This window comes from Actinopolyspora mortivallis, assembly GCF_003001495.1.
GTDB lineage: Bacteria > Actinomycetota > Actinomycetes > Mycobacteriales > Pseudonocardiaceae > Actinopolyspora > Actinopolyspora mortivallis_A.
In genome coordinates this window covers 24,145-36,937 of record NZ_PVSR01000022.1, presented here as the reverse complement: position 1 = coordinate 36,937, position 12,793 = coordinate 24,145, and the positions used below count along the sequence as shown (strand labels likewise).

Sequence of the window (12,793 nt, the reverse complement as noted above, 5' to 3'; positions counted from 1 at the left end):
CCTTGCCCTGTTCCTGCGGACGTGTGCCGCGAGTGCGTGGCCCGATTTTGCCTAAAACTGGCCCACCACGGCCCATCCCCGCGCCTGCGGGGCGTACCATCAGGCGCCGGACGCGCTGTGTTGGTCCTGTGGTCCATCCCCGCGCCTGCGGGGCGTACACGTACTGTCCTGCGACTTTCCGGTCGCGTTATTCACTTGTGATCTCTCGTGGGAAGCACGCGCATCCTAGCCAGCCCCCACCGAGCAGCACAACAACCTCCCCGGCGGGCACCGCGACGAACCACAAGACACCCCGGAAGAAGCCCCGCTCCCGAAGGACTCTTCACCCACTTCCCCACTCTGTCCACTGTAGCCCCACCGTGGGGCAGATGTGGGGCAGACTCGGCTAGTCGACGCCAGGAGCGGCTAGTCCACATATCCACAGCACCCCTTGTGCACAGGGAAAACTAGCAGCGGCCAGTTCGTGCTAGTAGCCGAAACTGCCATCCCGAAGCAGTGGTAGAAGGGCGGCGCGATCGCCACCCGGTCCCGCTCGGTGTAGCCGCACAGCTCGCCGACGAAGAACCCTCAGTATCAAGGTCCGGCTCGCCTCGGGACAGAGGCAGGTCGATCACCCTTGTGCAGCAGGTCCAATTCGGATGCACTGTAGACGGTTCGGCGGAAAGTCGGATCAGTTAACCACGGAGCGAGGCAAAAGCCGGAGAGATGCATCTGGCAATCGTCGTCAACGCCGTGGGAACGCTCTCGGAAATCGTGAGCGTCATCGCGGGGGCGGTGACCATCCGCGCCACCCGGAAAACCCAGGACCGGAACCAACGGGATCTGGTAATCAGGGTGACGCGAACGGCCACGCCTCACCGGCGCCTCAAGAGAGGCCGCAAGCGAGGCAAACACCGCCGACGGTGACGATGCCGGGGGACTGGGGTAAAGGGAGTATCCAGTCCCCACCACTCTGAGAATACTCCTCCCCACCAGAAAGGCAAACCATGAAGACCGACCCCCCTATCGGAACCTTCACGGTGGTTCCCATCGTGGTGTTCGTGCTCGGCCTGGTACTGGGTACATGGACCTGGATGCTGTGGATCATGGGCGCGTTCGTCGTGGCCGCCGTGATACTCGAAATCATCCGCATGAAGGTGACCCGATGACCCGACGCACGATGGCCCCTACCTCTCCGCCGACGTGATCGAACGCGTCAAAGCCGCCGTGGCCGCCCTCCGCGACGAGGCCGCCCGCGACGAGGCGGAGGAGGGCTCGTGAGCAACGGTGCTCAGCTCTCGGCTCGCCACCCGATGGGCAGCGAAACCGCATAGTAATCCGCGTCTCCGGTGCTGTGCGCCTGCTCGGCCGCGTGCCGTTCCGCGGCCTGGCGGTCGGTGTGGACGGCGATTCCGATCGGATCACGAGGGTCGGCGTCCACATCGCCGAGCAACACCAGGTGCACCATCTCCCCGTCGACGAGAGGGGTGGTCCGGCCGGCGGCCCCCTGGAGCGGGTGCTCCTCCCACAAGGCATAGCGGCCCCGGCTGGAACTGACCTGTTCGAGGTGCTCGGCCTCCTCCTCGGTGGCGCACACCGCGATCAACGGCTCGACGCCCGCATCGACGCCGGGAGGGCTGGTGCGTTCGTACACCAGCCGCACGATCGGCCCACGCACCGCTTTCCTTCTCCGCAGGAGCCTGAAGAGCCCGAACACAGTAGGTCTCACAACCGGACACCATGATATCCACCGTTGTATTCGTTCCGTCCTCACGTGAACGGACGTGGGCCGAATTTGCCTAAAACGGGCCACCTGCCCCGCGCGTGCGGGGCGTACTCTTCTGAAACACAAGGCAAGATAACTCCCGTACCATCCACCCCACGTGCGGGGCGTACACGTACTGACCTGCGATTCCGTAGCCGCATATTCACTTGCTACCCCCGGTGGGAAGCAGGCACATCCCAGCCAGCCTCCACCGAGCACCACAACAACCTTCCCGAGGAGTACCTCTCCGAACCGAAGGCGCCACGGAAGAAGCCCCGATTCCGAAGGCCTTTTCGCCCGCTTCCCAGATCTGTCCACTATAGCCTTCGCGTGGGGCGGATGTGGTGCGGACTCCGCCAAGAACGACCGGGAATCACTATCCACATGTCCACAGCACACCCTGTGCACCAAGAAAACCAGCAGAACACAGTTCCCACGGATTCCCGAAACCTACCCCGAAACGACAAGACTGTGCCTCCACCACGGTCAAGACCGACCGCTTCGGGCGAACCACCGGAGAGTCCTGTCCGGACCGAATCTCGCGCGGACGGAGTAATCGTGTTGTCGGGGGCACGGCACCGTGACACGGTGGCCGTGTGTGGAACTGTTCCGGCCCGGGGGTCTCACGGCGGCGCATGTTGACCTCGGCGCTGTTCGCGCCCCTCACGGCCTCGGCCGCCTCGGCCGGTCTGTCCGGACGGGCCGGTGCGGACACCTCGGCGGAATCCGGCATCCGACCGTGGTTGCCCGCCCCCACCGGTCCCTACCCCGTCGGACGCAGTGTGCTGTCGCTGGTGGACAGGGACCGTACCGACCCGTGGCGGCCCCGTTCCGGGAATCGCCGCCTCATGGTGTCGGTGTGGTACCCGGCGCTGCCGTGGGAGGGAACCTCGGCGCCGTACGTCTCCCCCGCCGTCTCCGAACTGGTCGCTGAGATGGCGGAGCTGCCGGTTCCACCGAAGGCGTTGAGCAGGGTGCACACCAACTCGGGCCCGGAGGCCGCGCCCCGACCGGGACCGTGGCCGTTGGTGGTGCTCTCACCCGGTTTCGGCAACCCACGTGCTGCGGTGACCGGAACGGCCGAGGAACTGGCCAGCCACGGGACGGTCGTGGCCGGGGTGGATCACACCTACGAGGCACCGGTGGAGTTCCCCGACGGCCGGGTCACGGAGTGCGCCAAGCCGGTGCCGTGCGAGTTCGACGAACACGAGGAACTGCAACGCGTGGTGCTCAGCCGGGTCGCCGACTTCCGCCTGGTACTGGAGTCGCTGGTCGGCCCCGGGGCGGCCTGGTCGGGAGCACACGTCGTCGACGGTTCGGCGATCGCCGCGGTCGGCCACTCGATCGGAGGCGCTGCCGCGGTGCAGGCCGCGCACGCGGACCCGTGGGTGCGGGCCGGGGCGAACATGGACGGCACGATCCACGACCCCGACTCCCTGGCCGGTACACGGGCTCCGGTGCTGCTGCTGGGAAACGGTCGGCGACTGGAACAGCCCGACCTCGATCCTTCGTGGCACCGGACGTGGTCGCAGCTGGCGGGATGGAAACGGTTCCTGCTGGTGCGCGGCACCGGCCATTCCTCCTTCACCGACTGGCCGGTCCTGATCGACCAGCTCGGACTGCGCGACGAACTACCCGCCGATACCGGTCGGAACAATCAGGACAGGCTCCCCGCGCTTCGTTCGGTGCTGATCACCCGCGCCTACGTCACGGCCTTCGTGCGGCAACACCTGGCCGGTGAAACCTCACCCCTGTTCGACGGGCCGTCACCGCACTACCCGGAGGTCGTGTTCTCCGGGCCGGACTCCTCCGACACGGGACAGCGCGGCCGGGGTGTCCCGTCCGACCCGTCGTCATGAGCCGCTGACGCGGGAAGGCGTGGCCCGATTTCGCCTAAAACCGGGCCACCTCGGCCCATCCCCGCGCGTGCGGGGAACACACCAGGTCAGACGCCTTACGAACGGCCCACTCCGGTCCATCCCCGCGCGTGCGGGGAACACGCCGCCATGCGCGAGGCCTGCACACAACCGCAGGGTCCATCCCCGCGCGTGCGGGGAACACACGTACTGACCTGCGACTCCGCAGGCCCGTTATTCACTTGTGATCTCCCGTGGGAAGCACGCGCATCCTAGCCAGCCCCCACCGAGCACCACAACAACCTCCCCGACACGCAGTCGACGGAGCAGAAGGCACCACCGGAGAAGCGCCGAGGTAGGCGACCCGGCTGCGGCACACATCGTCCGGTGCCCGCACGGGTACGTAGGCTGTTGCCGGAGCACCGGCTGCTTCCACGAAGGGGGAGGACGATGAGAGGAACACGGCTGTTCGTGGTCAGCCTGGCCGGGATGTCCGTCTCGGCCGCCGTGTTGATGTTGCTCATCCCGTCGTTGTTCCACGCGGACGAGCAGCCCAGCTTCTGGGGCCTCGGGGTGCTGGCGTGTCTCACCGTGGCCTTCGCCGTGGGAGCGCGGTACTGGCGTCCCTCGACGTCGCGCCCGGGCGGGCGGCCCTGACAACCCCGCGAGGACCGTGACAGCGACCAGGAGATCCCCGGGTCTCTGCCACGGCCCTCACGTCTCAGCGGCTCCGCCCCCTACGCGTGCGGGAACACGGGGGCCGATTTTGCCTAAAACTGGCCCGCCACGGCCCGTCCCCGCGCGTGCGGGGCGTCCGTACTGACCCGCGAATCCGCGGCCGCGCTGTTCGGCCGTGATCCGTGGTTCACCGGGGCCCGGCCAACAGGGGAACGTAATCACCGTCCTGGGCGACCGTGGTGAGGATCTCGCCGGTGCGCGCGAGGAAACGCAGCACGTTCTTGTGCCCGAGTTCGGTGGCCGGATACCGGGCCGTGACGTACACGCCGTCCTGGGTTCGGTTGATCCACATGAACACCCCGTCGCCGCGCGAGACCTTGCCGAAAGCGTGCGCGTTCCACTCGTCCCAGCGGTCGGCACCGGGAACGAGCCTGCCGTCGATGTAGGACACCAGGAACACCGGACGCAGCAGGACACCGAGCAACTCGCACACCCGCGCGACCGGCACCTCGGCCATGGACTTCACCGACCGCACCGTCTCCCGCGCCCGCGTGGCGAAGGCGTGGAAATCACCCGCCTGCGTCGCCGGAAGCTCCACCGGCGCCAGCCCGACGTACCACCCCATCGACGCCCACCACTGCGGCTGCGAACGCGTGTGGAAGGGAACGAGCGTGCGGTAGACGTCCTGGTCGCCGAGTTCGCAGGCGGCGATCCCGGTGGCGGCCAGGATGCCGCTGAAGAAGTTCGACCCGCCTTCCTTGCAGGCCGCCTCGAAGTCGTCGGCCTCGGCGGGATCCAGCAGCCACTCGCACAGCCCGCTCTGCCGCGGCATGATGACCGAGTCCTGCGGTGCCAGCCCCAGATCCAGGGGGAAGGCGGGCAACTGCCAGTCCGCGCCCACCACGAACTCCCGCCAGCGCCGGACGTCCTCGTGGTCGGTGTCGAGCTCGGCCGCCCGGGCGCGTTCGGCGTCGGCGAAGTCGACGTAGCTGCCGACGTCGAGCAGCTGTGCCCGGTCACCGACGGCGGCGGCGCGGTAGAGCTCCTGGATCTCGTGGGCGATCAGGCTGATCGAGTAGCCGTCGACGTTGGTGTGGTCGAAGGCCATGTAGACCGTGGTCGCCTCCTCGTGGTCCACGGTCACGAACAGATAGCACGGCCAGTCCAGCGGGTCGGTCGACTCGTCGAAGCGGTCCTCCAGGTAGCGGTGCAGTTCCTCCTGATCGGCGAAGTCGCCGATCTCGACCCGTTGGAGCGCTATCCGCTCCGTTTCCAGGGTGAAACGCAGCAGTTCTCCGTCGGACTCGCGGAAACCGCTGCGAAGCGTTTCGTGCCGGTCTATCCAGCTCCGGAAGGCCATTTCCAGGGCGTCCGGATCGGCCCCGCCGGAGATGTCGAAGGCGGTCGCCAACCATGTCGGTTCCTCCACGCCGCGCTGACGATTCATCGCGGCCGTGCGAACGTGCGCCTCCTGCAGATATGAGGGCGATCGGGAGTCGATTCCCGCTTCTTCGGCCGCGGCGAGGGTGGACGGGTGCAGTCTCCACTCGGAGACGTATCCGGTTCGCGCGTCGTATTGTGATATCTCGGTGAGCTTCATCTCGTTTTCCGCATCGAATCAAAGGGGTTCGTGGTGCTGTTCGGGTTCGTTCCGGCGAGGACATCGCGGGAACGACACGCCCATCACAAGCCCGTGAGCTGCGAATACACCGTTCGTCTCGGCAACGGTCGCCGAGCGGGTCATGACTGGTGGAGCCATTTCGCCCCCGATGGAACAGGAGTCGGTAAACGTTTTCTCACCGGACGGAACCCACCGTCGAAAGACGGAACCGTCCGCCCAATGGAGAGAGAAAACGATCTTGGTCGAATAGTGCGACCCCGGGATGGGCCACCTTTTGCGTTTCGTTTTCACCGGATGGTGCGAAGACTAGCCAGAGGCAGCGCCGGAGCACAACCAAGAAAACGTGTGAATCAGAGCACCAGATCATCTTCCCCGAAAATGAACAAACAATTAGCCATAAGGTAAACTCGCCATGTCAAGGTATTCCACATTCTGGTCACCCGCCCCGTGAGACACACTTCATAGGAAATATCTCCACGCTCCGTGCATGATGTGACGAGGAGTAGGGACACCCCATTGTCTTTCGCGAATACGGCGAAAGGATTCGTATGACCGAAATGCGAGATTCGCGCCCAGCGAAGCGCTCCCGGTGGCTGCTGTTGGCGGTCTCGATCAGCGGTGTGCTCGCCGGACTGGACGGCACGGCCGTGGTGATCGCCGCGCCGAACATCGCGCAGACCGTGCACGCGAGCCCGATCCAACTACAGTGGATCACCAACTCCTACCTCGTGGCCCTGGCGGTGGGACTGCTGCCGGCGGGACGGTTCGTCGACCGTGTCGGAGCCCGGCGGGGGTTCGTTCTCGGGGTGGCGCTGTTCGGCCTGCTGTCCCTGCCCATCGCCCTGGCCACCAGCGCCACGATGCTGATCACGCTGCGGGCCGCGCAGGGGCTGGCCGGGGCACTCATGCAACCGGCCGCGATGGCCCTGCTGCGCGTGACCTTCCCCCCACCCCGCCTGAATCCGGCCATCGGCGTGCTCACCGCCGCCACCGCGGCCTCGGCGGCGGGAGGGCCGATCATCGCCGGCACCATCGTCGAGCATTTCGGTTGGCCCGCCGTGTTCCTGCTCAACCTGCCGTTCGCGCTGGTCACCGCCCTGCTGGGCCGGTGGAGCGCCGCCGGGTCCCGTGGGGACGAAGCGCCTCGCCCTCCCGCGCGGGCCGTGCTGCGGCTGCCCGGAATCGGGTTCGGCGTGCTGCTGGTCACCGCGAGCTACTTCGCGATCTACGGACTGCTGTTCGTGCTGACGCTGTACCTGCAGAACCTGCGCGGGCTGGATCCGGTGGCCGCTGGCCTCTGGCTGTTGCCCCTGTCCGCCGTGGTCGTGCTCAGCGCCCCGCTGGGTGGTGTGCTGACCACACGGTACGGCGCGCCCCGCCCGGCCCTGGCCGGTATGGCCCTGGTCGTGGTGACACTGGCCGGTTTGTCCACCGTGGATGATGAAACCACGCTGGCCGGGTTCGCCCCGATCGCGCTGCTCGGTGGGACCGGTGCCGGGATCGCGCTGGTCGCCGGGACGCAGGCCATCATCGGTGTGGCCCCCACCGCGCTGTCCGGCCTGGCCTCGGCCGTGCAGCAGACGGTCAGCCAGCTCGGCGGTGTGCTCGGCATCGGCGTCCTCGGAGCGGTGCTGTCATGGCGGGTGGGCGAGGTGCTGCCCGCCGAGCTCGACCACGCCGCGCTTCCCGAGGATCTCGTCCGGAGGACGCTGGACAACACCGGTGACGTCGCGCAGGGAACGGTGCCGGTGCCGCCCGCGACCACGGACTCCGTGGCCGCCGCGCTCACCGCCGCCGGGCGGCAGGCCTTCCTGGAGGGACTGCACACCAGTCTGCTGGTGGCCGCGCTGGTCACGGCCGTGGGGAGTGTGCTGGCAGCCATGATCCGCTCAACGGCCGAGTCGGCTGGGCCACCAGACACGACGTCCGATGTCGACAATGAGGGCGGGAACCAGCAGCGAACGCACCACAAGCGTGTCCAGTAGGACACCGAAGGCGACCAGGATCGCGATCTGGACCATGAACAGGACCGGCAGCACGCCCAGCGCGGCGAAGGTCGCGGCGAGCACCACCCCGGCCGAGGTGATCACACCGCCGGTCACCGCCAGACCGCGCAGGGTTCCCTCCTCGGTGCCGCTCCGCAGGCTTTCCTCCCGGACCCGGGTCATCAGGAAGATGTTGTAGTCGATACCCAGCGCCACGAGGAACACGAACGCGTACAACGGCACCGAGGGATCGGCTCCCGGGAAACCCAGCAGGTGCTCGAAGACCAACCCGCCGACACCCAGCGTGGCCGCGAACGACAGCACCACCGTCCCGATCAGCAGCAACGGTGCGACCACGGCCCGCAACAGCAGCACCAGCAGCACGAAGATGACCGCCAGCACCAACGGGATGATCACCGACCGGTCGTGGACGGCGGTCTGACGCACTTCGAGCTGGTTGGCCGTCTGTCCGCCCACCTCGGCCTCGGCGCCGGGAACAGCGTGCACCGCCTCCCGCAGTCGCCGCACGGTGTCCACCGCCGCCTCGGAGTCGGCCGGGTCCCGCAGCGTGGCGTTCACCTCGACCATCCCGTCGACCACTTTCGGCTGCCCCGGACGCCGTGGGGAGACGGGTTTCGGGATCGCCTCCTCGACCCCCTCCACGCCCTCGGCCGCGTCGACGACCTGCCGAACGTGGTCGGCGTCGGCGATGACGACGGCGGGCATCCCGGCGCCCCCGCTGTCGGGGAAGTGCTCGTCCAGGGCCCGCTGGCCGACGACGGCCTCCACCTCGCCGAGGAAGGTGTCGCGCTGGGACACCCCGTCCGCGTGCAGCTGGGGGACGAAGGCGGCGGCGACCAGCAGGACGGCGGCGGTGACGATCCACGTTCGGCGCGGACGCCTGCCCACCGCGCCCGCCACCCTGTGCCACAGCGTCACGGGCCGCGACGGCTCGTCCGTTCCGTCCGGCTCGGCGTGCTGGTCGGGCCGGAAGGGCCAGAACGCCGAGCGCCCGAACAGCACCAGCGTCGCGGGCAGGAACGTCAGGGAGGCCAGCAGCGCGGCGGCGATCCCGATCGCGGCGATCGGGCCCAACCCCCGGTTCGAGGCGAGGTCGCTGAACAGCATGCACAGCATCCCGGCGATCACGGTGCCCGCCGAGGCCGCGATCGGTTCCAGCGAGGCGCGCAGGGCACGCCGCATGGCCGCCCGGGCGGTGCCGTGACGCGTCAGCTCCTCGCGGTAGCGCGAGACCAGCAGCAGGGCGTAGTCCGTACCGGCGCCGAAAACGAGGATGAGCAGGATGCCCTGGGTCTGGCCGTTGAGGTTGACCACCTCGTGCTTGGCCAGGGGGTAGACGACCATCGACGCCAGGGCCAGGGCGAGTCCGGCGCCCACGAGCACGATCAGGGGCAGCAGCGGGCTGCGGTACACTACGACCAGGATGAGCGCGACGAGAGCGGCGGTGACGACCAGCAGCTTGCCGTCGATGCCGGAGAAGACCTCGGCCATCTGCGCGCCGTAACCGGCGGGGCCCGTCACGTTGGCCTCCAGTCCCGCGGGCAGCTCCCGCGAGGCCACCGTGGACACCTCCTGGCCGATCCTGCCCGCCGCGAAGGGGTCCGCCCCGGAGACCGGGACCAGCACCCGGGCGGCCTGGCCGTCCTCGGAGACAACCGGCGGCGAGACGGACCCCTCCAGACCGTCCACGCCGTTCAGCGCTTCGACCCGTTGGCGGATGGCTTCCCTGTCCCGCGGTGTGAGTCCGGCGGGGCGTTCGAAGACCACCACGGCGGGACGGACGTCGCTGGCGGAGAACCGCTTTTGCAGTTCGACGACCCTGGTGGCCTCGGAGTCCGCCGGCAGAAACGAGGCGTCGTCGTTGCGCTGGACGTCGTTGAGTCTGCCCAGAAACGGGCCACCGACCACACCGAGCACCAGCCAGCCGAGGACCAGCAGGATCGGCAGGATCCACCACCTCCTGCGCCGCGAGGGCGGGGTGCGCTCCGGTGGTGTCGTGCTGACGGTGGAGGAAACCATGTTTAGCTCCTCTCGGTGGATGCGTCACCGTCGCGGAACCTTCCCCGGACAACGTCGGGAACAAACGAAAGGAACGAATCGGACATTCCGGCGTCGGTTCCACGCAGAATCGGGAATTCCCACGGGCCGGTTCCTGCCGGTCACCGAAATGCCTCGGCCCACGCGGGGTGCGTGGTTTCGGCGGACCACCCCGGAAGGAATCCTCGGTGACAACTCACCAGTAACCTCCGGACGGCGCAATAGCCCGCCCGTCACGGGTGAGGACGCACACAGCCATTCGAACGAAACGGTTACCACCATGTGAACCCGGTTTTGCCGGGCGGTGGTTCGCACCTCGACCCTGTCACCAGGGCCTTCCTGGCCCCGAGCTCACCGGGAGCACGGCCCGCCCCACTCCGGAACCATGCGGAACCGACACTCGGACGAACGGCGGTACACACGACGACAACGAGGAACAGAATCCGGGAAGGATTCCTTCGTTCCACAATTCGGGAAATATCCACCTACCCCTGGAGTAAAAGCGACACATGCGACGAAACCCGCCGCAGGGCGTCTTCGCCGTGTTCCCCGTCGGCGCGTTCGTGGTGGCCCTGATCATCGACGCGTGGACCTGGTTCGTGTGGACCACGGGAACCTTCGCGGTCGCCACCGTCATCCTGGAAATCATCCGAGCCCGGACAACGGAGCGTGACCAATGACCCGCCGTGCCATTACCCCCTACGTCTCCGCCGACGTGATCGAACGCGCCAAAGCCGCCGTGGCCGCCCTCGGCGGCGACGTGGCCCACACCTCCAGCATGTCCGACCTCGTCGAACACGCCCTCCGCCGCGAGGTCGAACGGCTGGAACGCAACCACAACAACGGCGAGCAGTTCCCCCGGGTCGACGGCAAACTCCGCACCGGCCCCTCCACAAGCCAGAAACGCTGACCGTTCCCCACACCGTGTCCCGGTCAACCACGGCCGGGACCGGACGATCCGGTCCGTACGGTTTCTCCCGACCGGGAGAGGGCTACTCCCCGAAGGCCAGGCGGTGGAGCTGTTCGAGATAGTCCTCGAAACGGGACCGGCCCTCTTCGGACAGACGTGCCTGGGTGACGGTGTGGCGGTGGCGCTGCACTTTCCTGATCTCGATCATTCCCTCGCGCTGCAACACACTTAGTTGCCGGGACAGCTCCGGGGTGGTGATTCCCAGGGCCTGCTGTAGATCGCCGAACTCGGTGGCCTGCACACGCCGCAGTGCTCCGAGGATCGCCAGCCGCACGGGAGAGTGCAGGGTCGTGGGCAGCGCTTCGCGGGGGTCTCGGGCGGTGTTCATCGGCGCCACCTCACACCGATGAACACCGCCAGGGCCACCGCCGCGATCGTCGCGGCGACCCAGGCGGAGGTCGCACTGGAATCAGTCGACCAGAGCAGCGTGTGGACGGGAAAAGTACCCGCCAACAACGCTGCCCCTGCCAGTACCGTGTCGATACGCCGCCACGGAGCTCGCCCCGGAGTTCGCAACGCTGCCCAATGCCACGCGAACGGGACCGCCAGAATCCCCAGGCTGGCCACCAACGACCACACCAGCGGTGGATCGAGTTGGATCACCCAGCTTCCTCCGACGAGCAGCACTCCGACACTGGCCACGGCCAGCACGATCTCCGTCGGATGTGGGGGCCGGTACAGCGACGGGGCGCGGCGGACCTCCTCCAACGCCTGCCGGGCTTCCTCGGTCATCCTCGTTCCCCCTGTTCCAGTCGGCACTGTTGGTTCTATTTTGGCAACTAGTTACAAAAAATGCAACAACTTACGATGCACGAAACCGAACACAGGGAAGCGCCGTGGTCCGCGAGCCCACGCGGGACGGACCCCGCGTGGGCCGGTTCCACCGAAAACCGACGGGCAACGGTGCGGTGAGCTCACGCCTCACCGGGCGGCAACGACCCCGTTCGGATCCGAGGGCTCACAGCTCGTGCAACTGCCGACGCGGCTCCTCGCTTTGACGTCGCTGCCCGTGGAGAGTCCAATTTTGCCTAAAACTGGCGAGCACCTCGGTGTCCGCGCCGCGCCACAACCCGGCGACTAACATCGCCGCCGTGGATGCCTACGTCGTCGACTCCTTCACCTCCGAGCCCTTCAGCGGCAACCCCGCCGGGGTGGTGCTGCTGGACGAACCCGCCGAAGAAGGCTGGATGCGCTCGGTGGCCGCGGAGTTCAAGCACTCGGAGACCGCCTTCGTCGTCACCGGTGGCGGGGACGACGCGCCCAAACCGCTGCGCTGGTTCACCCCCACCACCGAGGTCGACCTCTGCGGGCACGCGACCCTGGCCGCCGCGCACGTGCTCGGCGGTGAGCAGCGGTTCACCACCCGCAGCGGCGAACTCAGCTGCTCCACCGACGAACACGGGATGATCGAGCTCGACTTCCCCGCCCGGCGGTTCGCCCCCACCGACGGCTCCGAGGTGGTCCCCGCGCTGGGCGAGCTCCCACCGGGTGCCGTCGAACACGTCGCCGACGACGGCACCGACCTGATCGTGCAGCTCTCCGACGCCGCCCTGGTGCGCGGACTGAGTCCGGACACGGACGCCCTGGCCCACCTGCCCGTGCGGGGAGTCACCGTCACCGCCCGGGGCGACCGGCCCGGTGTGGACATCGTCAGCCGGTTCTTCGCCCCGGCGGCGGGAGTTCCGGAGGACCCGGTGACCGGTTCCGCACACTGCGCCCTGGCCCCCTGGTGGGCCGAACAGCTCGACCGCACCGACCTGCGCGCCGAACAGGCCTCCCCACGCGGGGGCAGCCTGCGCGTCCGCCTGCACGGACAGCGGGTGAAGCTGGCGGGCAACGCGGTCACGGTGCTGCACGGTAGCCTGCGCGCCTGAGCCTCTC

Annotated in this window: 12 protein-coding genes; 7 read left to right on the top strand and 5 right to left on the bottom strand. The window is 67.9% G+C overall.

The features are described from left to right. Positions 1–986 precede the first annotated feature (986 nt). Entirely contained in the window at positions 987–1,148 is a 162-nt protein-coding gene (locus CEP50_RS20150; protein ID WP_181188372.1) for a hypothetical protein, read from the top strand. A 122-nt stretch (positions 1,149–1,270) separates the two neighbouring features. Here CEP50_RS20150 and CEP50_RS12815 read toward each other — a convergent pair whose 3' ends face one another. Beyond that, positions 1,271–1,657: a hypothetical protein gene (locus tag CEP50_RS12815; RefSeq protein ID WP_106114180.1), complete on the bottom strand. Its 387-nt coding sequence runs from the start codon at positions 1,655–1,657 to the stop codon at positions 1,271–1,273. A 722-nt stretch (positions 1,658–2,379) separates the two neighbouring features. On the opposite strand from CEP50_RS12815, the gene CEP50_RS12810 reads away from it, so the two are divergent. Then, entirely contained in the window at positions 2,380–3,603 is a 1,224-nt protein-coding gene (locus tag CEP50_RS12810; RefSeq protein ID WP_106114179.1) for an alpha/beta hydrolase family protein, read from the top strand. Positions 3,604–4,050: 447 nt separating this feature from the next. Then, on the top strand, positions 4,051–4,257 hold the full coding sequence (locus CEP50_RS12805; RefSeq protein ID WP_106114178.1) for a hypothetical protein: 207 nt from the start codon (positions 4,051–4,053) through the stop codon (positions 4,255–4,257). Between the two features lie 208 nt (positions 4,258–4,465). Here CEP50_RS12805 and CEP50_RS12800 read toward each other — a convergent pair whose 3' ends face one another. Then, the gene (locus CEP50_RS12800) at positions 4,466–5,878 is read right to left on the bottom strand and encodes a condensation domain-containing protein (protein WP_106114177.1); all 1,413 of its coding nucleotides are present in this window, start codon (positions 5,876–5,878) and stop codon (positions 4,466–4,468) included. A gap of 569 nt (positions 5,879–6,447) precedes the next feature. Here CEP50_RS12800 and CEP50_RS12795 point away from each other — a divergent pair. Next, on the top strand, positions 6,448–7,884 hold the full coding sequence (locus CEP50_RS12795; protein WP_106114176.1) for an MFS transporter: 1,437 nt from the start codon (positions 6,448–6,450) through the stop codon (positions 7,882–7,884). Here CEP50_RS12795 and CEP50_RS12790 read toward each other — a convergent pair. Next, positions 7,789–9,924 (bottom strand): MMPL family transporter, encoded by a 2,136-nt coding sequence (locus tag CEP50_RS12790; RefSeq protein ID WP_106114175.1) that lies wholly within the window; start codon positions 9,922–9,924, stop codon positions 7,789–7,791. The two genes, CEP50_RS12795 and CEP50_RS12790, sit on opposite strands and share 96 nt — an antisense overlap. Positions 9,925–10,451: 527 nt before the next feature. Here CEP50_RS12790 and CEP50_RS20145 point away from each other — a divergent pair. Beyond that, the gene (locus CEP50_RS20145) at positions 10,452–10,622 is read left to right on the top strand and encodes a hypothetical protein (protein WP_181188371.1); all 171 of its coding nucleotides are present in this window, start codon (positions 10,452–10,454) and stop codon (positions 10,620–10,622) included. Beyond that, positions 10,619–10,852 carry a ParB family protein gene (locus CEP50_RS12785; protein WP_106114174.1) on the top strand — a complete coding sequence of 78 codons (234 nt, stop codon included), beginning with the start codon at positions 10,619–10,621 and terminating at the stop codon, positions 10,850–10,852. Before CEP50_RS20145 ends, CEP50_RS12785 begins: the two co-directional genes overlap by 4 nt. Before the next feature lie 82 nt (positions 10,853–10,934). Here the strand turns inward: CEP50_RS12785 and CEP50_RS12780 are convergent, their stop codons facing one another. Continuing rightward, the gene (locus CEP50_RS12780; protein WP_181188370.1) at positions 10,935–11,240 is read right to left on the bottom strand and encodes a transcriptional regulator; all 306 of its coding nucleotides are present in this window, start codon (positions 11,238–11,240) and stop codon (positions 10,935–10,937) included. Beyond that, complete coding sequence (locus CEP50_RS12775) at positions 11,237–11,644, bottom strand: hypothetical protein (protein ID WP_106114173.1); 408 nt, start codon at positions 11,642–11,644, stop codon at positions 11,237–11,239. Before CEP50_RS12775 ends, CEP50_RS12780 begins: the two co-directional genes overlap by 4 nt. Positions 11,645–12,003: 359 nt before the next feature. Here CEP50_RS12775 and CEP50_RS12770 point away from each other — a divergent pair, with 359 nt between their 5' ends. Next, positions 12,004–12,786, top strand: coding sequence for a PhzF family phenazine biosynthesis protein (locus CEP50_RS12770; RefSeq protein WP_106114211.1), 783 nt, complete (start codon positions 12,004–12,006; stop codon positions 12,784–12,786). Positions 12,787–12,793: the final 7 nt, after the last annotated feature.